The 21,644-nt window shown below is 52.9% G+C and carries 21 protein-coding genes and 1 pseudogene; 21 read left to right on the top strand and 1 reads right to left on the bottom strand.

Features of this window, described 5'->3' with window-relative positions:
• Nucleotides 1–257 precede the first annotated feature (257 nt).
• The 18 genes from A7K61_RS19445 (at nt 258) to A7K61_RS19370 (ending at nt 15,920) form a co-directional block, all read left to right on the top strand.
• Nucleotides 258–1,415: a TcpQ domain-containing protein gene (locus A7K61_RS19445; protein ID WP_019818090.1), complete on the top strand. Its 1,158-nt coding sequence runs from the start codon at nt 258–260 to the stop codon at nt 1,413–1,415.
• Nucleotides 1,415–3,229 carry a PilN family type IVB pilus formation outer membrane protein gene (locus A7K61_RS19440; protein WP_019818091.1) on the top strand — a complete coding sequence of 605 codons (1,815 nt, stop codon included), beginning with the start codon at nt 1,415–1,417 and terminating at the stop codon, nt 3,227–3,229. Before A7K61_RS19445 ends, A7K61_RS19440 begins: the two co-directional genes overlap by 1 nt.
• Before the next feature lie 3 nt (nt 3,230–3,232).
• Nucleotides 3,233–4,564, top strand: a complete 1,332-nt coding sequence (pilO2, locus tag A7K61_RS19435) for a type 4b pilus protein PilO2 (protein WP_024073376.1) — start codon at nt 3,233–3,235, stop codon at nt 4,562–4,564.
• Nucleotides 4,554–5,126, top strand: coding sequence for a type IV pilus biogenesis protein PilP (gene pilP, locus A7K61_RS19430; protein WP_057005134.1), 573 nt, complete (start codon nt 4,554–4,556; stop codon nt 5,124–5,126). Before pilO2 ends, pilP begins: the two co-directional genes overlap by 11 nt.
• Nucleotides 5,127–5,138: 12 nt before the next feature.
• Complete coding sequence (locus A7K61_RS19425; RefSeq protein ID WP_019818093.1) at nt 5,139–6,698, top strand: GspE/PulE family protein; 1,560 nt, start codon at nt 5,139–5,141, stop codon at nt 6,696–6,698.
• Nucleotides 6,688–7,827, top strand: a complete 1,140-nt coding sequence (locus A7K61_RS19420) for a type II secretion system F family protein (RefSeq protein WP_019818094.1) — start codon at nt 6,688–6,690, stop codon at nt 7,825–7,827. Before A7K61_RS19425 ends, A7K61_RS19420 begins: the two co-directional genes overlap by 11 nt.
• Nucleotides 7,828–7,852: 25 nt before the next feature.
• Entirely contained in the window at nt 7,853–8,368 is a 516-nt protein-coding gene (locus A7K61_RS19415; RefSeq protein WP_019818095.1) for a type 4 pilus major pilin, read from the top strand.
• Nucleotides 8,369–8,378: 10 nt separating this feature from the next.
• Nucleotides 8,379–9,320 (top strand): ATPase, T2SS/T4P/T4SS family, encoded by a 942-nt coding sequence (locus A7K61_RS19410; protein ID WP_008437359.1) that lies wholly within the window; start codon nt 8,379–8,381, stop codon nt 9,318–9,320.
• Nucleotides 9,310–10,626 carry a shufflon system plasmid conjugative transfer pilus tip adhesin PilV gene (gene pilV / locus A7K61_RS19405; protein ID WP_019818096.1) on the top strand — a complete coding sequence of 439 codons (1,317 nt, stop codon included), beginning with the start codon at nt 9,310–9,312 and terminating at the stop codon, nt 10,624–10,626. Before A7K61_RS19410 ends, pilV begins: the two co-directional genes overlap by 11 nt.
• On the top strand, nt 10,559–10,996 hold the full coding sequence (locus A7K61_RS32650) for a hypothetical protein (protein ID WP_124356003.1): 438 nt from the start codon (nt 10,559–10,561) through the stop codon (nt 10,994–10,996). The genes pilV and A7K61_RS32650 overlap by 68 nt, the downstream gene beginning before the upstream one ends.
• A 57-nt stretch (nt 10,997–11,053) precedes the next feature.
• Nucleotides 11,054–11,494, top strand: coding sequence for a type IV pilus biogenesis protein PilM (gene pilM, locus A7K61_RS19400; RefSeq protein ID WP_019818097.1), 441 nt, complete (start codon nt 11,054–11,056; stop codon nt 11,492–11,494).
• 931 nt (nt 11,495–12,425) lie between these two features.
• Entirely contained in the window at nt 12,426–12,725 is a 300-nt protein-coding gene (locus A7K61_RS31525; protein ID WP_073451708.1) for a hypothetical protein, read from the top strand.
• 304 nt (nt 12,726–13,029) lie between these two features.
• On the top strand, nt 13,030–13,281 hold the full coding sequence (locus tag A7K61_RS19395) for a hypothetical protein (protein ID WP_008437363.1): 252 nt from the start codon (nt 13,030–13,032) through the stop codon (nt 13,279–13,281).
• Between the two features lie 95 nt (nt 13,282–13,376).
• Complete coding sequence (locus A7K61_RS19390) at nt 13,377–13,913, top strand: STY4534 family ICE replication protein (protein WP_019818099.1); 537 nt, start codon at nt 13,377–13,379, stop codon at nt 13,911–13,913.
• Nucleotides 13,914–14,021: 108 nt separating this feature from the next.
• Complete coding sequence (locus tag A7K61_RS34255; protein WP_019818100.1) at nt 14,022–14,519, top strand: hypothetical protein; 498 nt, start codon at nt 14,022–14,024, stop codon at nt 14,517–14,519.
• A gap of 74 nt (nt 14,520–14,593) precedes the next feature.
• The gene (locus tag A7K61_RS19380) at nt 14,594–14,929 is read left to right on the top strand and encodes a hypothetical protein (RefSeq protein WP_069558169.1); all 336 of its coding nucleotides are present in this window, start codon (nt 14,594–14,596) and stop codon (nt 14,927–14,929) included.
• A 77-nt stretch (nt 14,930–15,006) separates the two neighbouring features.
• Nucleotides 15,007–15,612: a DUF3275 family protein gene (locus tag A7K61_RS19375; protein WP_019818102.1), complete on the top strand. Its 606-nt coding sequence runs from the start codon at nt 15,007–15,009 to the stop codon at nt 15,610–15,612.
• An 83-nt stretch (nt 15,613–15,695) separates the two neighbouring features.
• Complete coding sequence (locus A7K61_RS19370; RefSeq protein ID WP_019818103.1) at nt 15,696–15,920, top strand: hypothetical protein; 225 nt, start codon at nt 15,696–15,698, stop codon at nt 15,918–15,920.
• A 485-nt stretch (nt 15,921–16,405) separates the two neighbouring features.
• Here A7K61_RS19370 and A7K61_RS19365 read toward each other — a convergent pair whose 3' ends face one another.
• A complete protein-coding gene (locus tag A7K61_RS19365) occupies nt 16,406–17,161 on the bottom strand; it encodes an NADPH-dependent F420 reductase (RefSeq protein ID WP_019818104.1) in 756 nt (251 codons plus the stop codon).
• An 833-nt stretch (nt 17,162–17,994) separates the two neighbouring features.
• Here A7K61_RS19365 and A7K61_RS19360 point away from each other — a divergent pair.
• The 3 genes and pseudogenes from A7K61_RS19360 to A7K61_RS19350 all read left to right on the top strand — a co-directional run bounded on the left by A7K61_RS19360 (nt 17,995) and on the right by A7K61_RS19350 (nt 21,474).
• Nucleotides 17,995–18,901 (top strand): annotated as a pseudogene (locus tag A7K61_RS19360) (cation diffusion facilitator family transporter).
• A gap of 486 nt (nt 18,902–19,387) precedes the next feature.
• Nucleotides 19,388–20,062 (top strand): heavy metal response regulator transcription factor, encoded by a 675-nt coding sequence (locus A7K61_RS19355; RefSeq protein ID WP_019818106.1) that lies wholly within the window; start codon nt 19,388–19,390, stop codon nt 20,060–20,062.
• The gene (locus A7K61_RS19350) at nt 20,059–21,474 is read left to right on the top strand and encodes a heavy metal sensor histidine kinase (RefSeq protein WP_019818107.1); all 1,416 of its coding nucleotides are present in this window, start codon (nt 20,059–20,061) and stop codon (nt 21,472–21,474) included. Before A7K61_RS19355 ends, A7K61_RS19350 begins: the two co-directional genes overlap by 4 nt.
• The last annotated feature ends 170 nt before the right edge of the window (nt 21,475–21,644 follow it).

Here is a 21,644-nt window from a genome sequence, read left to right as displayed (position 1 = left end):
CGATTTTGGATTCATTACTCTAGGCGTAATGGCAGGATAGCTGGTCAGGTCGAATGCAATTGAGTGGTCAGCGTGAATGCAAATGAATGCTCAGCGTGAATGGAAATGGGTGATCAGATACTAGGTAATTTTCCACCTCGGTCGCGTCATCTTTGTATAGCCTATAAATACCTATAGACGTAGTTTTCTATTTCCTACTGCGCAGCTGGTACCAGCCTGTCACCGTTCCCCTATCATTACAGGGGGCCTCTCGGCACATGATCAGGCACGTCACCACGCTCTCGCTTCTAGCGTTAATCGCCAGTTGCACGACCCAAACGGCGCAGACACCCAAGCCCGCTTTCGACAGCAGTCGCAATCCGGACATGTTGACGCCAGACCTCTATCCTGGCGGCGCCGTTCCTGAAAAAGAACCAGTAGTGCGCTATGGCCGCTACACCCTCGTCAGCACGCTGCCAGATTCTGGCCAACGTGACCTGATGGCTCAGATTATCGACATCAGCATTCCAGCCAACATGCACCCAAATGTGCATGAGGCCATGCAGTACGTGGTGGACCGTTCAGGTTATACGCTTTGCTCGGCAGACTCTGGCCACGTCAACATCCTTTACACCCGACCACTCCCAGCAGCCCAATATAAACTTGGCCCTATGACCCTGCGTAACACCCTGCAGGTGCTCGCAGGTCCGGCCTGGCAGGTGAAGGTCGACGAGGTCAACCGTCAGGTGTGCTACGTCCTGCGCCCTGGCTACCAGCTCCCGGACTCTCCACGTCCTGCATCAACTCAGATTGCTCAACTCAACACATCGACAGCTGCACAGCCTATCGCAGCGAAGAGCAATAACAATGATGCGGGCAGCCAAGTAGTAGTCGCCGCCGTTCCCCAAACAGCGCCTTTCACAACAACGGCATCAGCCGCTACCCCTGTGGCGAACGCTGCACCAGCCAAAACCGTGGCCCCTCCTACGGTGATTACCAAGGATGGCTCTACAAAACAAACGTCTGCCTTGCCGACTCAGAGTCCGGCCTCGACTTCGTCCAGCAACCCAGATGCCAAGGCCGCTTCAACTCCGAAACTGGTCACCGCGCCGTCCGCAGTTTCTGCAGCGCCAAAGCCGGTTGCGACGGACATTGCAGCGCCGAAGCCGCTGGCCCAGACATGGACGGCTTCAACTGGCTCAACCCTTCGTCAAACCGTCGAAGGCTGGGCTGAAAAAGCGGGCTGGAAACTGATGTGGCAGGTCGATGATTTGGATTACTCAATTGACGCTCCACTTCGATTTGAGGGCAGTTTCCAAGAAGCCATTGGGTCGATTTTCCCTCTCTACGACTCGGCTCCACGGTCCTTTCTGGTCGATGTGGTCGACAGTAACTCCTCACAGCGGCTGATTTTTATTACAGAGAGGAACAAATGATGACTGCTCGTCTCTGGATCAAAAGCACAGCCTTGTCACTTATCGTCGCACTGGTGAGTTCCTGTTCGCTGCAGCGTGTGAATGAATCGGCCAGCCGAGCTGAAAATGACGCTGCGACAGCCTCTCAATACAGCCGATTTCTGAGAAATCAGCAGCAAGAGTCCGCGCGCGCTACGGTGGTGTTCAGCGACAAACCATGGGTGTCCAAAAAACCGCTGGTCGCCAAGCGTGGTTTACCGCTGACCATGGATTGCGACATCACCTATCGCCCCTCATATAACGTTGGGATCGCTGAGATCGCGCAGTACATCACTAGTGAATGTGGTGTACCGGTCATCGTAGCCCCTGACGCAATCGACCCAAGTGTCCTTTCCAGTTCGACGCAGGGCAACTCAGGACCTGCAGTTCCACCTGGTTTGGGCTCTGCCGACAACCTGACCAACTTCATGCCCGCCGGCGTCATCGGCAATGTTCCGAGCAACGCCCGCTCAATGAATTCGATTGGGCTGACTGCACCCAACACATTCCCCATTAAGTACAGCGGCAAGCTGTCAGGGTTGTTGAATCAAGCGACCTCCCAGTTGGGCTTAGCGTGGAATTATTCCTCCGATGATCGAAGCGTGCATGTCACTTACTTCGACACCAAGACGTTCGACGTCTGGGCATTTGGTGATGACCAGGTCATTGAAAGCACAGTGAAGTCGGGCTTGCTGACCGCTACAGGCAGCGGGAGCAGTTCCGGTGGTGGTGGCGGCGGATCTTCGTCGACAGGTGCATCGGGTGAATCAGGCAGCAACCAGAGCACCACCGTTACCATCAAGACCTCGCTGATCGGAGACATTGAAAAAAACGTCAAGGCGATGCTGAGCCAACAGCCCCAAGGTCGGATGTTCCTCTCGCGTTCCACTGGCACCCTGACGGTAAGTGATCGACCAGAAGTACTCTCAAACGTTGCTAAATACCTGAATTCGATCAACAGCAGTATCACCCGTCAGGTGTTGTTCAACGTCAAAGTTTTCGAGGTAACTCTCACCGACACAGACCAGACCGGCCTGGACTGGACGGCTGTCTATACGTCCTTGAGCAACAAATGGGGCTTTTCGCTGAAGAATGCCACCACCGGCATAAGCACGGGCGCGGTGTCGGGCTCGTTGAGTATTTTGGACACGTCGAAGTCTCCTTGGGCTGGCTCCAACTTAATCATCAAAGCACTTTCCGAACAGGGCCGAATCTCGAACGTTCGCTCGCCGTCGGTCACCACGCTGAATCTGCAGCCGGCACCCATCCAGATCGGCAACGTAAAGAGCTATGTCGCATCAAGCTCGACAACCACTACGGCTTCCGTTGGATCGTCTACTTCGCTCACCCCCGCGACTATCACCAGCGGCTTCAACATGATGTTGCTCCCTCGAATCATCGACCAGGACAACATGTTGCTGATGATCACCCTGAGCATGAGTAGCAAACCGACCTTCACCACTTTTACGAGCAACGGCTCCAGTGTCCAGACAGCGGATTACGACACCAAGAATCTGTCGCCCAAGGTCAAATTGCGCAGCGGTCAAACCCTCGTACTGACTGGTTTTGAGGAGAACAGCGAAAACGCAACCAAGTCTGGCGTAGGGGATCCTGGATTCTTCGGTTTGGGCGGCAGCCGTGTCCGCACCACAGGGCACAGCGTACTCGTAGTGCTGATTACTCCTGTTGTTGATAGCGACACAGGCAGCCCCAGCGCGGTGATTTCACCTGCTGCCAACGAGCCTTGGGGCTCTTGCCCTACCCCACTGCTGCATTGCACAGGTTCCAAGGGGTAAGCCATGGTTGCGGAAACCTCAAAAAATGCACGCTCTGCTCGAGTCCAGGTACTCCAGTATCGTGGAAAATCATTTGTCACCGGTCTGCGCTGGCATCCGCTGGGTAGTGTCACCGGGCACATGAAGGAAGCGCGCCAGTACGGTCGTGAGCACCACCTCGACATTGTCGCCATTAGAAGAACACCAGCCATTATTCAGGCAGGTTTTGTAGCGCGCAGCGAGGAGGTCATCAAAGGGATGTACTCGCTCGCGGCCACCCTGGCTGGACAGCTGGGGGACTCATGGATCGCGGCCTGGAAAACTGAAAGCGAGATTGACCAATATGCCCTCGTTGCTGTGTATCAAGGTGGCGTGATCTCTGGCTGCGACATGATCGGCACTGGTGCTGAGGTCCGCCGCCGAGTCGCGCAACAACGCAGTCGTGGGATCAACTTCGACAACGAGTACCTGCCCCCAGAGTTCGATATGGGCGGTCAACCACTGGACGTGGCAGAGCTGCTTCAGCCGTCGCATCTAAAACGCGAGTACCGGCTACGGCCACTCGTCTTTGGGCTATCCAAACCAGAACTTGTACAGCTGGCGGTTCTTGGCGTGCTGATCGCTGCCGGCATCATCGGATGGGCTCAATGGCAGAACCATCAGGACCAGATAGCCAAAGAGGCGGCTTTCCAGGCTGAACAGCAACGCCTGGCAGAGTTGGCCAGACTGCAAAAAGAATCCGGTATGGAACAGACGCCCCAAGCGCTTGAACACCCTTGGGCCAAACGTCCATCTGTTGCAGATTTCCTGGAGGGTTGCAGCAACGTCATTTATCAGTTGCCTCTGTCCATTCAGGGATGGCAGTTCACGAGTGCCGTCTGCGACGGCGCACAGGTTTTGTCCTCCTATAAGCGCTCGGGCAATAGCACGGCCGACAAACTGATACAGGCGACGCAGGGCCACTTTTCTGATCGGCCGGCCTTCTTTGACGAGGGCAACTCGGCCACGTTGAAATTCGACATCTCTCTACCCGCAGCCGGTGATGAGCCTCTAAAAGACGCCATCGTGATGTTGGCGAACCTGTCGTCTTGGCTGCACAGCTTCACTCAAACCCCAGTGCTGAAAGAAGTGCCGGTCGTTGTGCCCATTCAACCAGCGATACCGGGCCAACCTGCGCCACCGCCGCCCCCACCGCCTCAATGGAAGCAATTCGAGCTGAGCTATGCCACTGGCATTACGCCGCTGGACTCATTATCCGGCGCACCCAGTCAGGGCTTACGGCTGCGCGAAATCACAACCAAATATGAGACCGGCCACCTTGTCTGGTCAGTAATAGGTGACCTATATGCGAAATAAAGCGCTGTGCTTTTTGTGCTCCATCCTTGCGTTAGGGGCACCATCGAGCTGGGCAGATGAGAACACCCTATCTGGGGTGAACGTCGGCGAGCTGGCCCAGATTCAAAGCCAGACGATCTTGTTGAATGCCAAAGCCGAGAAGGCCAAGGCCGAAAGATCGATCAAGGGCGAAGACCAAAGTGCGACGACGCAGCCGTCAACTGTGTTTTTTTCTCAAGGAAACCTCACACAGCCGGCTGCAGCCTCGGCGCACAGCAGTGATACACAGTCTGACTTGCCTGTCGTGAAAGCGGTATTCGGCTCAGCAAAACGGCTGCGTGCGACTCTGCTCTACAGCAGCGGATTTGAAGTAGACGCAGATGCCTCATCTCGGGAGTTACCCGGTGGCTATCGCATGGCCATCCTCTCCGTCGAAAACGTGACCCTCGAGCGTGGCGGTAAGCACTACCCCCTCGGCTTTTCCAGTACGCCCCCGGCCAGCTTGAGCAACGTTAACAATTCAGCCCCCAGCATTACCCCATCAGCACCTATGCCGCCTGGGCTGATCCCTGGCCAACGTTGATTGAGAAGTTCGATGACGATCCTGACTGAAAAACCAGATGTCATAGAGCCTGACAGTGATGAGTCTGCTGCAGTCCTACTGACGTCGCACCAAATACTGCTGACGGCCCCTGGTGGACCGTTTGAGCTGAAACCCGAGCTGCGTCAACTATGTGCGTTGACCAGCGATGGGATTTTGTATGTGTCAGCCCAACACCAAACGGATGCCTATGTCATGGCATTCGAGGACCAGCTGGAACACGAAAATCACCACTTTGAGGTCAAGGTCTGCTCGATGAGCACAATCAAGGCACTCTACCGCGCCAATGATGATGCAAATGGTAAAGCACTATCGGCGACTGAGACGAAGCGCCAGGCCCAGGTGGTGCAGCTTTTAGGAGAAGCCCACCGGCGCAATGCCAGCGACGTCCACTTTGTCGTAGGTCACGATATCACTCGAATCTTCTTTCGCATCCACGGGCTCTTGTGGGAGGCAGAACAGCACCAGAGCCAGGTGGGCATGGAGCTCTGCTCGTCCCTCTACAACAGCATGTGCGATGTCGCGAAAGACCACTACCAGCCGCAGGTGAGCCAGGACGCCAGGGTAAAACGCGCCTATGTCGACCAACTCGGTTTGTTCGGTGCCCGAGTCGCCACTCGGCCGCTCGTAGATGGCCCTCTGATGGTTTTGCGTCTGCTGTATGACGACAAAACCAAAATGACGCTTAGTGATCTCGGTTTCCTGACGCAGCAAATTGATGCATTCAGCCGCATCCGCAGCTTGCCTTATGGGGTGAACCTGATCACTGGACCCACCGGTTCCGGCAAATCGAAGTCGCTGCAGGTAAACCTGAACCTCTTGCACGAAGAGTGCGGTGGAACAAAACACATTCTGACGATGGAAGATCCACCTGAATATCCACTTCTCGCCAATCAGTCACCGCTGGGCGCCGGTGAAACCTGGAATGACGGGATCACCAATTCCATGCGACTCGACCCTGACATTCTCATGTATGGGGAGATCCGGGACCTTGCATCAGCACAAGCGGCTTTCCGCGGCGGTATGACTGGTCACCTGGTGCTGACGACACTGCACACCAACAACGCTGTAGCAGCTCTTCAACGACTGATCGACATGGGTGTAGACCGACACCTGGTTACTGATCCTGCACTGATGACAAGCGTGGTCAATCAATCCCTCTTGCCCGTGCTGTGTTCCCACTGCCGCGTCCCCGCACGCGAGCATCTCGGGCAGCTCAACAGTGCGCTGGTGCAGCACTTGCGCGATTTGGAAGCGATTGATGAGACCTACCTCAAAGGACCGGGATGCCCGCATTGCAAAGGCTTGGGCATCACCGGTCGCACGGTGGTTGCGGAAACTTTGCTCACCGACCTTGAATTCATGCGCGTTTTCAATGGGCAGGGTGCAAGTGCGGCACGTCGCCACTGGGTCAAGGAAATGGGCGGTATTACCAAGACCGCACACACGATCATCAAACTGAAACAAGGATTAGTAGACCCCCGCCACGCCGAAATGACGGTGGGGCCGTTGGACTTTGACCGGCAAATCCTGGAGCTCGCTCATGCTGAGTGACGTCAGAGCGATGCTGAATCGTTGGGCAGAGACCTTCTATGCCAAGCAGTTTGGCAAAAACGAAAGAATCCAGTTCTACGAGAGCCTGATGGGCATCCTTGAGGATGGTGTGTCGCTTGAAGACGCACTGCACACGGTGGCCAGAGCATTCAGCGATAACGGGCAGAAGCTCCATCCAGTGTCCCTTGCCTGCAGGGATATCGCGCAATCGGTAAAAGGTGGGAAATCGCTGAGCATTTCCTGCGAAGGCTGGGTTCCCTATGACGAGAACTCTTTGATCGCTTCCGGGGAAGACACCGGCAACCTGGTGCAGGCATTTCGGGACTGCGTGAGGATCATCGAAGTACGTCAGCGGATCAGCAAACTCGTAGCGTCCGCCACCGTTTTCCCCTCCATGGTGTGGAGCGTCATGGCGGCGTTGCTGTATGTGATTGCAGTGTGGATGGTGCCCTCCATGACACGACGCTCCAACCCCGAGGCGTGGACCGGCGTGCCGGCCTTCCTCTATGCCCTATCGAATTTCGTGACCCACTACGGGCTAGTGACGCTGATAGCTGTAATCGTCTTTATCCTCATATCGATCATCACTCTACCCGTGTTTTGCGGCCTTCAGATTACGGCCGCCAGCCCTTCGTGGAAGCTGCAGTTGAACAAGCTGCTCCAGGTCCTGCGAGTCCGAGCAGAGAGGCTCCCGCCTTGGTCAGTCTACAAGGCGCTCCACGGATCGATCTTTCTGCTCAACATGGCTGTGATGCTGCGCTCCGGCATCAACCAACTAGATGCGCTGACCTCTCTTCAACGCAATGCCTCTCCATGGTTGAAAGAGCGCCTGAGCGCCATTCATTACGGAGTGAGCGCCGGCAAAAACTTCGGTACCGCATTGAAGCTTGCGGGTCATCAATTCCCAGACCCCATGGCGATGCATTTTCTGGAAGTGCTCGCCACCCGCAAAGGCTTCGCTGAGTCGATGGAACGGTTTTCCAACCGGTGGCTGGAGCAAACGCTTCAGCGCGTCGAAGCCATCGCCAAATCTCTTATCGGCATGTCCTCCATGGCCATGGGGGTCATGATGATTCTGGTAGTGGTCGGGATCTTCCAGTTGGCCGGCAATGTGACTGCAACGCTTTAAATCAAACCTAAATGAGGTACTGGAAATGCCAACAAACACTCAAAACAACCAACGCGGATTTCTCTCCCTGGACGGGATGTTCTGGTTGATGCTGATCGCGGTGGCACTTGGTTTCATCGTGTTCATGGGCTACAGAACGTTCGGCAGCTCGGACGTCACCATTGAACAGAGCAATCTCGGCACGTTGCTGAGCAATACCAAACGACTGAAAAGCACCACGGGCTACGCCACGGCAGGCACCAACTTGGCGCCTTCTTTGATCAACCTCGAGGCAACTGGCGGCATGAGCATCAACGGTAATGCCCTGTCCAACCGCTGGAACGGCGCAGTGACCGTAATGAGCAACGGCATGACCTTCACCATCACAGAATCCAACCTTCCGAAAAATGCCTGCATCACCCTTGCCTCGAACATGGCCAAGGACAAACAGACAACGACGGCGATCAATGGCGGCACTGCAATTGCCGGCGAAATCACTGCGGTGGCAGCTGCGACCAGCTGCTCCTCGGACGCCAATACCATCGCTTGGACTTCGTACTAAGGAACTCAGTGTGAGCGTGATCTCTGATGCTGAATTCGTCGACCTGTACCTCGGCGATGGATTTGCCGACGCCAAAGGTCTCCCTGGGCAGGCACGAAGGGTTGAAGCGCCCGCCGAATGGCGGGCAGACCTTGAGCGCTTACGGGCGCAGTGCGAGGAAAAGCACAAGGCAACCCAGGATCCAGAGTTCGCCCTAATTGAAGATGGCGTCGTCCTTCGTGTAACCCAGTTGCTGGATTTGAATGGCAAGCCTGTGTTTGTCGTAAGCAAATCCTCAGTCCAGATCCGTCCATTGGACATGCTGGGTCTGCCCGACTATCTGCAGGACGCGCTGATGAGCGACACGGTACGCGGCCTGATATTTATTTGTGGGGAAATGGGCACAGGGAAAACCTCAAGTGCTGCATCACTGGTGAAAGCACGTCTCGAGGCCTGGGGAGGCATTTGTGTGGCTGTAGAGGATCCTCCAGAACCATTTTTGAATGGCAGGCATGGGAGTGGGCGCTGCATTCAAGTTCCGGTCTCTCGCCGGATGGGGGGATACGAGGAAGCTTTGATCCTAGCGCTGCGCACAAGAGCCGATTTCCTGTTCGTGGGAGAAATTCGCGACAGCTCGACAGCAGCACAAGTAATTCAAGCCTCGATCAATGGCCATCTCATTATCAGCACAGGTCATGCCGGCAGCGTTACTCAAGGCATTGAACGTATATCAGCCCTGGCTCAGCCGTTACTCAATAACGCCCGAGAGCTGCTCTCCAAGGGGTTGGTGGCTGTTCTTCACCAGTCCTTATCAAGTGGCAACGAAGGAAGTCGTCGATTAACCCTGCAGAGCCTGCTTTTCACAGGCGATGACGGACCGGGCATCCGAGAGAAAGTCCATGCAGGAAAGATCACGATGCTCGATCACGACATCGCTCACCAATCATCAAGGAGTCTCTGGAATGACCAGTAGGATCAAGCAGCGGGGGTTCTTGAGCTTGGACATGGCGATCGGATTGGCCGTTTTCTCCGTTGTCGTCACTTTGGCGATCGCATGGCAAATCAAGCAGATGGATTCTCAGGACTATCGAATTGCGGCTGATCAACAGAGAACCATTTCAGAGGCATTGGCCAAATATCTGAAGGATAACTACAGCGTGGTGCTGGCCAACGCGGCAGCAACCGTACCGGTGCAAATAACCGTTCCGATGCTCGTCAACACCAACTACCTTCCTGCAGGTTATAGCCCCACTAACGCCTTTGGGCAGACCATTGTCGGCCTCGCCCGGAAACCCAACGCCAATCAACTGGAAGTGATTGTGGTTACTACAGGTGGGCAGACGATTCCTGAAATGGGTATTCGAACCATCGCTGAAAATCTCGGAGGACCTGGTGGGTTCATCTCTTCTGCCAATCCGAACATCGTCCAGGGCGTGCGGGGTGGATGGCAGGTAGCACTAAGTAACTATGCTATAGCTCCTGGCCCAGGACATACAGCTAGCGCACTTTTTCTTATGGATGGAGCGTTGGCTAATGACTATCTATATCGAAACGCAGTGCCCAATCATCCAGAATTCAACACGATGAATACTGATATCACGATGGGCAACCACAATATTAACAACGCAGGAAGTATCACAGCGTCAGGCAACATAACAGCTAACGCCGACATTACAGCTCGAAACGTTATCGCCACAGCCAATGTTAATGCCGCTACTGCAACCATTACCGGTGATACCAGCACAGGTGGTTGGTTCAGAACACGTGGTGACACAGGCTGGTACAGCGAAAAATGGGGAGGCGGGATTTATCAAAATAGCCCCAACTGGGTCCAAGTTTATAACGACAAAAACTTTTCAACCGGAGGTGAACTATGGGGTGGAAAGATAACCTCGACGGGCAAGATAACGGCCTATGATCGCATTCAGACAAATGAATATTTGTCCCTGGGAGGCATAGCTACCGAGGGGCAACAGTGCAGTGACCGAACCCTTCTTGCAAAAAGCGCCGCGGGAATAACGTTGTCCTGCGAACAAGGCTTATGGAAAAGACCAGGTGGGTGGGAATTCCAGCTGATCCAGGGCACCTGCCAGGCGCCTGCCAGAGGAAGTGTGACCTGCTCCCTTGGCGACACTACATGGAAGTCATGCTCTTTAACTGGCGCTTTTGGCATCGGGGATAGTGAGACTGGGTACATCTTCAGAAATGCAAGTGGATGGTTTCTCTCCACATCTCGACTTTCCTGGCCAGGTCTTTTCTATTGGAGCTGCTTCAAATAAAGCATCCATTTATAAAATTTCAAAAACGTTTTATAGTATGTTTATGGGGATTATTGCAGTGCAGACGCTTGAGAATAACGTTGAGTATAGTGCTGGAGAATTACAGACCTGGCTAAGCACCCGAAGCAGGATATGCTCAACTGTGCTATGGCGTCGCGCACTAGAAGAAAAAGAGGCATTCGAGGTCGGCGAGTTCACTTACAAGTTACAACCAACGGCCTCTGGTCGTTATTTAGTAAAAAAGATCGCCACTATGGAATTAATCAATCCACAACGCAAACCAATGAGCATCAAGCGAGCCGCAAAGTGGACTGTCATTGCGCTTGGCCTAGTAGGAATTTGCTTAACATTGATTATCCTCACGAAATAGTTTTGTTATTGACGCGTAGGTGGTAACAACCACCATTTTGTGGATGGAGCTCATATCATGACAATGCAATGGCTCGTTTTGATGATTGTGCTCATTGCCTCCAGCATTTTCATGGAGAACCAACATCAGGACCAACGTACATCCGACTACGCTACCCTCGACTCACTGGGTCGCGGCTTTCTGGTGTACCGATCTGCCGCTACCGAATATGCCCAGGCCAACCCGGGCTTCAGCGGAGTACCGAGCGATTCTGCGCTCAACCTACCTGGGTGGTTTGTGAAACCTGTGGGCGTAGGTTCTTACATCTCATCAGGAACGGCCTATACTTATTTTGATGGGGTTGCACCGTCAGGCTTGCCTTCTGTGCTGGTAGACCTGACAAAGACAACTACCGTTGGTTTAAAGCGTTCAGGAATGCTGATTTCACAGATAACTGGGGCGACCGGTATAGCAATTCCGTCCCCTGTTCCCGAAGGTGCGGTCGTCGCAGTCAATTAGTCTGAGTCGACCGACTTTGAAAGGCGCCGGGTTGCATAAGCTCCGGCCTATCAACATAATGATCACAACAACGTTTCCACCCCGTTGGCTACTGGCGGTCATCAGTAGCGCCCGGTGATGCGGCTTGCCTCATCACCAACCCCAAAGCACGCATAGCTCCGGGAAGGGCGTGCGGACCTGGTTCAGAGCTCTCCCTGTGTCTCCCTGTTCAAGCCAGACACGCAGCCGTCTAACTCGTGAATTGCGAGTTCAAAGGCACATAGGGCTCTGTTGAGGTTCGAAGCACCGTAGTCTAAGGGCCACACTGGTGTTGTGGCCCACACTTTTTAAAGCTCACACAATAGGTAGCCTGATCATCTTGCAAAGGATGATCAGGCTACCTATTGGTAGCTGCTTTTCCTTGCCGGTGGCCCGCCGGCGAAACGCAGGGCTCCCTTTGTGCGCGGATGCGTGCCTTATGCTAGCTGGCCTCAGCCACGATAATCGGCCAGGTGTTGGAAGTAAGACGTTCAGATCACAGCCCAGGGATCAACAACGCCTTCATCCCGCACAGGTGGTATTTTTTTCTGAAAGACGCTACTTACTACATCCGAGAGTGACTGTTGACCCAGCTACTCTCGGTAGCTTCTCCTGTCGACCTGAACCTTCTTTGCCCTCCGCGAAATATCCCTCTCCGCTTGACACATCACCATCCCCCCTTCGATGATATGGACGTGCTTTGCTGACGTCGTCAGCATCATGCCCAGGCAGTCAGGATCTTGAAGACTGCGACACGATGTTCGTGTCAGATCCGCCCAAGACCGCTGAGCTTCTGGTAGCGCGGTCGGTCGACAATCGTCGATGGAAGCACCTTATGCAACTCACCTCGCGGGGAATCACTTCCCCAACGGGGTCAGTGGGTTCTCCGCATTCAACCTGCAGGAGAATCACCATGTCCAAACTTGCTTATGGCTTCGGTTTCGCGCTTGGCACCATCACGCGACAGTTTCTGCGTGCGGTAAAGAAAACCAGCGCTGCGCCCACAGCTATCCATACCAAAGCAGCTCCGTTGCTTCCACCGCCCTGCGTACCTGAGCGTCTCGTACGTGAGATGGATCATGTACCGGCAATAACTCGTAAAGGTGTCGACCTGAACCTTTGGTACGCGGCTAACACTCGAGTGGTCGAAAAGCCAGCTCGGAAACCGCGTAAGAAGCCAGCTGCACGCTCGTTGGTGCCAGCAACTTGCTAAGTCTGCGTCCTTCGCCTCTGTAGGGAGCCTTCCCAAAGGGAAGGTTTCCTCAGAGTTTTCACGGTAGGGGCTTGACAAGCGACAATCGTATTTCCATGATCTGCACATGTATCGCTGACGTCGTCAGCAACATGCCCAAGTAGTCTGGATCCGCAAGACTACGATGCGGTTTTCTGCATTGATCCACTCCCAAGATCGCCATAGCTTCCGGTAGCGCGATCAGTCGACTTAGTCGATGGAAGCACCTTTCCCACCCATGACGGGCCTACCCCGTCAGGGCAGGCCTCTCACTTTTGGAGGTCTGATGAAAACTGAACTGGCTCTCTACCAGGCGTTGATTTCGATTAACGTCCCGGAACAGAAGGCAAATGCTGTTATTGAAGCTTTGGAGACCGACATGCTTTCACGTTTGGCTACCAAGGCAGATTTAACTGCTCTTGCTGCAGAGTTCAAATCTGAGATTTCACAGCTTGAAGTCAAGCTCACCATTCGCATGGGCGTCATGTTGTCTGCAGCTGTCGGTGTAATGATTGCTGCAATGAAGCTGATGCATTAAACAACCTTAAGCTCCACCCACCCTCGCGGGGAATACTTTCCCCCTAGGGCGAAGTGTTTCTCCGCTTTCTGTTATTTCGAAACTGGAGAATCACCATGAGCACTAATCAATCCAACGAAGCAAAATTCTTCGACCTTCACACCACTGGTATCGGTTATCTCAACCGTATCCGTGAAGTGAAACCTCGCGGCAAAGGTAAGCCATTCATGGCAGTTACCGTTGCGGCTCTGCGCGGCTCGATGGATGATGCCGAGTATTCCTATATCGACTGCAACGTGGTCGGCGCTGAAGCTGAAAAGCTGATTCGTCGCAGCCAAGCAGCCGTTGAAGCCGGAAAGAAGGTCCTTGTGAGCTTCCGCATCGGTGATATCTGGACCGACGCATTTACCTACGAGAAAGGCGATAAAAAAGGTCAACCTGGAGCAAGCCTCAAGGGACGCCTGTTGTTTATCGGCTGGATCAAGGTGGATGGCCAAACCGTCTATGAAGCAAAGCCTCGTGAAGTAGAACCAGTTGTTGAAGACGGCGAAGCGGAACCTGAAGCACAGCTCGCAAGCGAAGAAGCATCCGAGCCAGTAGCAGAGGAACAATCCAAGCCAACGCCCGCTAAACAGCAGCGTACGGCATCTTGATTCACTTTGTTGAAAGGCACCCTTCGGGTGCCTTCATTATTATCAAAGTCCGCAGGGAACACCTCCCTTCCGGGCACGGTGATTCTCGTCCGTTGGAGACTCACCTTTATGAACACGTTATTTACGCAATCTCTCGATATACGCGTTGCTTATGCAAAAGCGGAAATCTATGGCGACGAGATTACCCAATATGAGGCTGAGATCGAGGCTCATATTCTGGGTGCCGACGCGTACCGCGCCGGCCAGCCGATCGTACCCGAGCTGTTCAAAACCGTTCCTGCGCTCAGTCGAGCTTGGGGCGAAGGAGTGAACGCGGCCATTAATGGTGGCGGTTGGTCACGCTTTACTGAAGAAGACCAGCAGCAGCTAATAACACCGGAACCATACATTGTGTCGGATTTTGCATACGGGAAACTTGCATTCGCCGAGTGCGGTATCGAGTACCCCCTCCAAATACTGAAGAGCGCTGCGGGCTATTACATTGGTACCGCTGATGAGTTTGAACCGGTATCAAGGGAGTCCGAAGAATACTACCGCAGCGAATATGCCGCGAAACAAGCTTTTGACCTCAACCTCTGGACACAACGCCACGTGTGCTGGTCCTGACATAACCAAAACATACCTAACCGGGAAACCACTTCCCGGACGGGCCGGGTGGTTTCTCACACCTGGAGATAAACATGCAAAGCACCACTAACCTCGTGTCGTCTGACCTGCTCAAGCTCCCGGTCGTTTTAACACCCCGGGCCTGGCAGGAAGCGGCGCATATTGAAAACCCTCAGGATGCAAGTGTTGTCAGTGAGCGACTGGGCGAAGTTGTCCTGGAGGCCTACCGAGAACTGCACTTGCAACCTGACAGCACACAGATCCATTTCGGCCTCTATCGTTTATTGCCTGCCGGCAATAGCACTGATCGAGTCTGGCTGGACCTAAAACTTGACCGTATAGAATCACCGCCAGGCGTTTTCTATCTGTACATCTCACTCAAGGAAGAAACTCATACTTCTTGCCCGTAATCCTTCGACAATCACAGCACTGCCCAAAGCCCGACACCTGTCGGGCTTTTTTCATTCGTAGCAGTGTGGAGCTGCCCATGATCAACATCCCCGGCCAACTGGCCATCCGTACCATCAGCGGCCGTAATGGCGAATTCAACGTCGGACGGCTTTCGACCTCTATCGGTGAGTTCGTGATCAAAGACGCACTCCTCGATCAGTACGATGAAGGCAAATACCGAGGCGACTTTCTGATAACGGAGATCCGTCCTTCGTATTACTCCACAGCAGGCCGCCTGATCGTTGAGATCCGTGCAAGGCTGGAAAGCATGAGCCTCGACGACGTCGACAATCTGACACCAGAAGACGCCGCCAGGCTCTCGCCAAACGAGCCTGACCCTATGGATGAAGAGTCTTCTTCCAACCTCTCCAAGCCTGTGCAGCGTAATAATCCGCCCGCCCTACCGGCCACCAATAAACAGGTATCAAAAGAGGATGCCCCGTTCGGGATGACCCCGACCGGCGCAACCAACGACCTCGAGGCAGATGCCGAGTTGTTCGGCACAATCTGGCCTCTAAGCTATACAGTCAGGCTGGACACAACTGTTGATCGTCAGCAACTACGCCAACAGTGCAGTCGGCTCTCGGAGCTCGGCTATTTACACAACTTCAAACTGCAGGTATGGAATATCTCCAATACCTAACGATGCCGGCGATACGCCAAGCCAATCGGCACATTCATGAGAGGCTCCCTCCTGGGCGCTCCTCGACTCAACAGGAGCAGCACATGAATCTAATCTTCAATAACCTGACCCAACAAATCCTTGAAAACATCGAAGATCAGCTCGCCAATAACGAGGTATCGACGAATGAGGAGCTTTGGGACTTCTTCGTAGAGGAGCTCGAAATGACGGCAGAACAAGCCGATGGCGCCGTTGCCCTTCGCCCCAAATACCTGGGGCAAATCTTTCTCACTGGGCACAGCCCACTATTTCAAAACGAGACGGTCTAGTTTGGCGCGGGGAGTCAGATCGATCTGGAGGGCATCACCATCAGGCTTTGTGTTAACGACAGAAAAGCCCTCCCAAAAAGGAAGAAAAGTATAATATCGCACATAAGAACGCCGGTTTGTTAGATGTGTTTGCTCGCACGAACATCATCAATCAAATCGGCGTTCTTGTTTCTGTGTTGCCCGGAATTCCTTGAAGGTAAGCGTCCGGTAAACACGCCTTCCTGACGCCAACGCCTTAATAGTTGAGATCGGTAGTAGACCACGCCGCACGCTTGCGACGCTTTAGCTGGCGCTGAGATTGAGCGGATGCTTGAACAACGTGACGTGGCCTAGGCCGCGATACAGGACAGGTTAGGAAATTCGCGGCCTCATCCAGACGCTGAGTTAGGCACGCGTCTGCAGTGCCCTGTTTACGTAAAGAGATGAGTTTAGCGACTAGATCAATTAGGCGAAATTCTAGCAAAGAATCCCGCCTAATCCGGTAGTCAGGCCGTCCTAGCGCGATTTGTGGCAACAATTTGCTCATCTGTAAACTGACTGCCGGGAACCATAAATTTTGCGATAAGTGCGTCTCGGTTTTGAGGTGCCCGTACCTTGTCTGCCGCCTCCAGCGCCATCTTCAGCTCCGGCAATGTTAGCTCGGTGCAGTAGGCTGGTGTTCCTGGTTGCTGACGCCACGAATCTTCAAGGCTACCAGCGGCAAGCGCGATAAAGCCCGTATCCTCAACGAGATCCTGCGCGACGGCCTCTGCATGAGTGTCATCCCCTGCTACATGTAAGCCAATGCGTGTCGAAGATCCAGTTGGTTGCCGATTGTCGGCAAGAGTCGCTGCAAGGACGGCGTTCCAAGCCTTAATGACCGGGCGGCTAAACTGCTCGCTTACCCAAACGTTCACGGGCTTGCCGTCGTCAACTTCTATGATTGCCCCGTCGCGTCCCGGATAGTAATTGGACGTGTCAATGACAACGACTTTCTCGGGGACATTCTTTAACGTCTGTTTGAGATCTGGATATTTTGGGAAGGGTATCGAGAGGATCACAACGCCTACCTCGGACACTGCCTCTTCCTTGGTCACAGCGTGTGCGCCGATTTCACTGACCAGGTTTTGAAGGCTTTCGGGGCCTTTCGAATTTGCCAGCTTAACTTCATGGCCGCACGCGACGAGCTTGCGGGCAAGGGTAGCCCCAATATTGCCGGCGCCGCTAACTCCGATTTTCACTTCAATAACCTCCTCACCCACAACCAATATTCAAGTTGCTACCTGGCTAGGTGTGCGAATGAATCAAGCGTGTCGCAAAGCCGCTGCGATCTGGGGTGAGCACGCATGTCGCTTGACTCAGGTAAATACGACTCTTCAAGAATGAAAGGTTACGCTGTCGGTAATCGGCACACGATGCCAGCGTCTAGCGGCATCCAAATTACCGCCATTCGCCCCTTTTGGGTCGGTAGCGACGACCACTTTCGACAATCGGTGTTAATGGTTAAGCCTCAGTCCGTTCCGCATCTCAACGGTGTCATCGACCTAACCCCTCACATCGAACGGCACTCTCGAGCTCCGTATCGCCGAGCATCATTTCAAAACCCGCGGTTTCTTCCTTACGAGATAGTTCAGTGATTAAGGAATCAGAATTTGCGATGAAAATATTGACCGCGGCCGGCGTTAAAAAACTAGGTAATTATGTTACTCAGCAGCGTTGCGAGGAGTTTGAGGTAATTTCGTGTCTGTGCTTAGCGACACCGCTACGTAGCGTAAATTTTTAGCTAGCCGTATTATTTTTGACGACGGATAACGAGATAGCTACAGCAGAATTACAATTCTGACACAATCCCAGCGGAACCTTCTTTTTTTGAGCCGTGTCAAAGTAGGCTGTTGACTAGCACCGTATCGCCGGCTAGAGGAGACGCAGGTCTGCAAAAAATCGCATACCAACAACATACTTTCATCCTAAACTACAATTAGTTTAAATGAGTTTTATTAGCCGTTCTGAAAGGTAGGATCCATATTTGTGTTTTTGTTTGTAGCGATGAGAATCTAGATTGAAGCCAACCACTACATTAGGCAAGGAGAAGCATGTGGGATCCAATCACGCTCATGGCGGTGCCGCTCTACGTGAAGGACACCAGAAAAAACTACTCATGGCGCTTGCCCTGACTGGTATTTTTATGATTGCGGAGGTTATCGGAGCATGCGTTACCGGCAGCCTAGCCCTGCTGTCTGATGCATCACATATGCTCACAGATACTGCTGCTCTGGCAATTTCACTGATTGCTCTCCAAATAGCCAAGCGGCCAGCGGACCAGAAACGGACTTTTGGATATGCTCGCATAGAGATCCTAGCCTCAACGTTCAATGCCTTATTACTCTTTATGGTCGCTGCCTACATTTTGTACGAGGCGTATCAGCGCTTGCTAGTACCGTCGGAGATTGCTACCGGTGCGATGATGTGGATCGCAATTGGGGGTCTTTTTGTGAACCTGATATCGATGCGTCTGCTCTCCTCTGCCAGCAGTGAAAGTCTGAATCTCAAGGGAGCCTATCTTGAAGTCTGGAGCGACATGCTTGGTTCATTGGGCGTGATCATAGCGGCACTTGTCATCCGATTTACAGGTTGGAGCTGGGTCGATACGATTGTCGCCGTAGCAATCGGTATATGGGTGTTTCCACGTACTTGGCAGTTGTTGCGCGAAAGCTTGGGGGGTACTTATGGAAGGGGTACCCGACAATCTCAATATTGCGGAAATAGAGTCCCTGATACTTGGAGTAGATGGGGTCATGGAGGTCCATGATCTGCATGTTTGGGCTCTAAGTAGTGGCCGCAATATCCTGACGTCGCACGTAGTCGTGCGAGATTCATTAAATCGAGATGTTATTCTCGCATCAGTCATTGACGCGGTGAGTAAATCGTTCGAAATTCATCACTGCACGATTCAAATGGAGCAAGCAGCCTTTCATGATAATGCTCCGAAGCCTTCACACTAGTCGTTTTTTTGATGACGCTAATTGTTGTATTTGCAGGCAGAAGCCCTAAGAAAAATCGACTTAAGATGCGTTCCCCAAGACTATACGCGCTTTTAAATATGCATTACTGCCACCTCTAAATTTAACGACTAATCGAGTTGACCGGCGGCCAATATTAAAGGAGCCTTCAGGCAGATTCGCCTGCTACGCGCACTGAAGGCATCCGCCAGCTTTGGCCTTAAAAACCTTACCATTGACAGATTCTCGATTATTCCAAACAATCAATTTATCATAACTATCAATAATATTGCGCAAAAATTACAAATTTGCAAAGCTTACGCGCATTTAGCCAATTCGCGCTAGGATCAGTTATTATTGAGTTAATGTAATGCGCATGAAAATAAATAATGAAATTAAACACCAAGCACACAGCAGTACTACCAATCAGCGTATAACCACACTGGCGGCCGATTGGACTATTATTTTACTCACATCCTGAGATAAGTTATGCGCGTTCTAGTTGTGGAAGACGAAACCAAAAACGTAGAATACCTTCAGCAGGGCCTTTCTGAAAGCGGGTACATCGTAAATATAGCAAACAATGGTGTTGATGCCGCTCACTTATTCAATACTAATATTTATTCGTTTCTGCTTCTCGATGTGAACCTCCCTGACATCAATGGCTTGGACCTTTTGGAAGTCATTAGAGAAACCAGCCGGGTCCGCGTCATTATGCTGACTGCCTGGGGACGAACCAACGACAAGCTCAAGGGTTTGGACGGTGGCGCAGATGACTACCTCGTCAAGCCCTTCGAGTTTCCCGAGCTGCTTGCTCGCATGCGCTCGCTGCAAAGACGTGGCGACGAGCTTTTTGAGAAAAACGCGCTGAGAATTTCGGATGTAGAGCTCGACTCTGTGCGCCATCGGGTGTTCCGTGGATCTACACGCATAGACCTCAACACCAAGAAATTTGCTCTCCTGCACCTTCTCATTAGTCGAGCTGGCAAAGCACTTACACGCTCTCAGAGCATCTGGCTGATATGGGACATGAACTTTGACTGCGATAATAACGTTATTGACGTCTCTATCCGGCGATTACGCTCGAAGATCGATGATCCATTTGAGACCAAGCTCATACATAAACTTCGAGGCATAGGGTACGTTCTGGAGGAGCGCGCATGAGGCCGTTCAGTCTGGCTGTGAAGCTGGGATTCAAAGTCGGTTTGATGAGCGCAGCGCTGCTCCTCCTTTTCGCCACCTTTGGGTATGTGATGGTGAGCCAAGCTCTCGAGAGAAACTCCCGAATGGACCTCGAAGTGAAAATGGCGGGTATGACTCACAACCTATCCGCTATCACTAGTATCGCTGATGTCAATCCAGACGCGCACCAGCTAGTTGACTTGGTCATGGGGCACAATAATCTGTACGTCAGCATCTTTGAGTCAGGACAAACGCAAACTCCACTGCTCTCAATAGGTTCGAAGGCAGTCAACCTGGAAGTGCACAAGTTCAAGCCAACCGAGCAGGTTAAACAGCACGAGTGGCGTGACTCCACGGGTCGCCCGCTACTTAGCGCTTCGCGAGTAATGAATCTAGGCGATGGAACCGAAGTTAGTGTGTTCATGACCATGGACCAGTCAGCCAACCAAGCCCTGCTCGATGCATTGCTAACCTGGGCGCTGATGGTCTCGCCTCTTATTCTCTTGCTGATCTTGGCCATTGGATGGTGGACTGTGCGCAGAGGACTACTGCCTCTGACCAAGTTCTTGAGGATTGCCTCGAAAATTTCCACCGAGAGCCTTGATCATCGCCTACCAACGAAGGGGATGCCGGCAGAACTGAAGAAGCTCGGCGATGGAATCAATATCATGCTGATGCGTCTAGATGATGGGGTTCAGCAGCTATCGCAGTTCTCGGACGATCTTGCTCACGAACTGCGTGCACCTTTGTCCAATCTCATGGGTAAGGCTCAGGTTGCGCTGACCCGGGAAAGGTCTCTTCCTGAGTACCGAGAAGTCTTGGAGTCGTGCACGGAAGAGTTGGACCGCATGAGTCGAATGGTTTCCGACATGCTATTTCTAGCCCAGGTCAGCCACCCCGCGTCAATGGTAGAATTCGAAAATGTCTGTTTGCTCGACGAAATTCAGCGGGTCTGCGACCTCTTCAGCATTACGGCCGAAGAAGGCGAAATACAACTCCAGCTCACAGGAAATGGCGTGGTGCGTGGCAATCAGATAATGATTCAACGAGCCATCTCGAACCTTGTCTCGAACGCGATTCGCTACTGCCCAAGAGGCCGGACGGTTTACGTGAAAGTTCAACGCGGTGCTAACGGAACTACCTTGAGTGTTGGTAACCCGGGGCGCGGAATCGCCAAGGAACACCAGGTGCATTTGTTCGAGCGGTTCTACCGTGTAGACAAAAGCCGAGCACGAAATGAAGGTGGTACGGGTCTGGGCCTAGCTATAGTACAGTCAATTATGGGATTGCATCAGGGTTCTGCGAGCGTAGAAGTGACTGATCAGAATTTTACCTGGTTTCACCTCAACTTTCCCGACACCCAAATGAAGCAAACGCAAATGGGCGCAGCCTAGGTCCCGTATATGGAGGGGGCCGATTTTAGAAGAGCTCTCTTTTTTACTTGAAAGCTTTAATGCCTGAGGGCTGCCGTATTGTTTTGGTCTTTAGCTCGACGTCTAGAGGGGAAGGCAGCCCTACCCGAAAATATGGCGAGCAGCCACATATAACGCGACCTTATCGGCAC

It is taken from the genome of Pseudomonas sp. AP42 (genome assembly GCF_001728935.1).
Taxonomy (GTDB): Bacteria; Pseudomonadota; Gammaproteobacteria; order Pseudomonadales; family Pseudomonadaceae; genus Aquipseudomonas; species Aquipseudomonas lactis.
The sequence above is the reverse complement of the archived record's forward strand: the minus strand, read 5'-3'. Positions and strand labels throughout refer to the sequence as shown.

Bases quoted from the DNA above. Each gene is read 5' to 3' on its own strand.
- A7K61_RS19445 (WP_019818090.1), top strand. From the start codon at position 258: ATGATCAGGCACGTCACCACGCTCTCGCTTCTAGCGTTAATCGCCAGT.
- A7K61_RS19440 (WP_019818091.1), top strand. From the start codon at position 1,415: ATGACTGCTCGTCTCTGGATCAAAAGCACAGCCTTGTCACTTATCGTC.
- pilO2 (WP_024073376.1), top strand. From the start codon at position 3,233: ATGGTTGCGGAAACCTCAAAAAATGCACGCTCTGCTCGAGTCCAGGTA.
- pilP (WP_057005134.1), top strand. From the start codon at position 4,554: ATGCGAAATAAAGCGCTGTGCTTTTTGTGCTCCATCCTTGCGTTAGGG.
- A7K61_RS19425 (WP_019818093.1), top strand. From the start codon at position 5,139: ATGACGATCCTGACTGAAAAACCAGATGTCATAGAGCCTGACAGTGAT.
- A7K61_RS19420 (WP_019818094.1), top strand. From the start codon at position 6,688: ATGCTGAGTGACGTCAGAGCGATGCTGAATCGTTGGGCAGAGACCTTC.
- A7K61_RS19415 (WP_019818095.1), top strand. From the start codon at position 7,853: ATGCCAACAAACACTCAAAACAACCAACGCGGATTTCTCTCCCTGGAC.
- pilV (WP_019818096.1), top strand. From the start codon at position 9,310: ATGACCAGTAGGATCAAGCAGCGGGGGTTCTTGAGCTTGGACATGGCG.
- pilM (WP_019818097.1), top strand. From the start codon at position 11,054: ATGACAATGCAATGGCTCGTTTTGATGATTGTGCTCATTGCCTCCAGC.
- A7K61_RS31525 (WP_073451708.1), top strand. From the start codon at position 12,426: ATGTCCAAACTTGCTTATGGCTTCGGTTTCGCGCTTGGCACCATCACG.
- A7K61_RS19395 (WP_008437363.1), top strand. From the start codon at position 13,030: ATGAAAACTGAACTGGCTCTCTACCAGGCGTTGATTTCGATTAACGTC.
- A7K61_RS19390 (WP_019818099.1), top strand. From the start codon at position 13,377: ATGAGCACTAATCAATCCAACGAAGCAAAATTCTTCGACCTTCACACC.
- A7K61_RS34255 (WP_019818100.1), top strand. From the start codon at position 14,022: ATGAACACGTTATTTACGCAATCTCTCGATATACGCGTTGCTTATGCA.
- A7K61_RS19380 (WP_069558169.1), top strand. From the start codon at position 14,594: ATGCAAAGCACCACTAACCTCGTGTCGTCTGACCTGCTCAAGCTCCCG.
- A7K61_RS19375 (WP_019818102.1), top strand. From the start codon at position 15,007: ATGATCAACATCCCCGGCCAACTGGCCATCCGTACCATCAGCGGCCGT.
- A7K61_RS19370 (WP_019818103.1), top strand. From the start codon at position 15,696: ATGAATCTAATCTTCAATAACCTGACCCAACAAATCCTTGAAAACATC.
- A7K61_RS19355 (WP_019818106.1), top strand. From the start codon at position 19,388: ATGCGCGTTCTAGTTGTGGAAGACGAAACCAAAAACGTAGAATACCTT.
- A7K61_RS19350 (WP_019818107.1), top strand. From the start codon at position 20,059: ATGAGGCCGTTCAGTCTGGCTGTGAAGCTGGGATTCAAAGTCGGTTTG.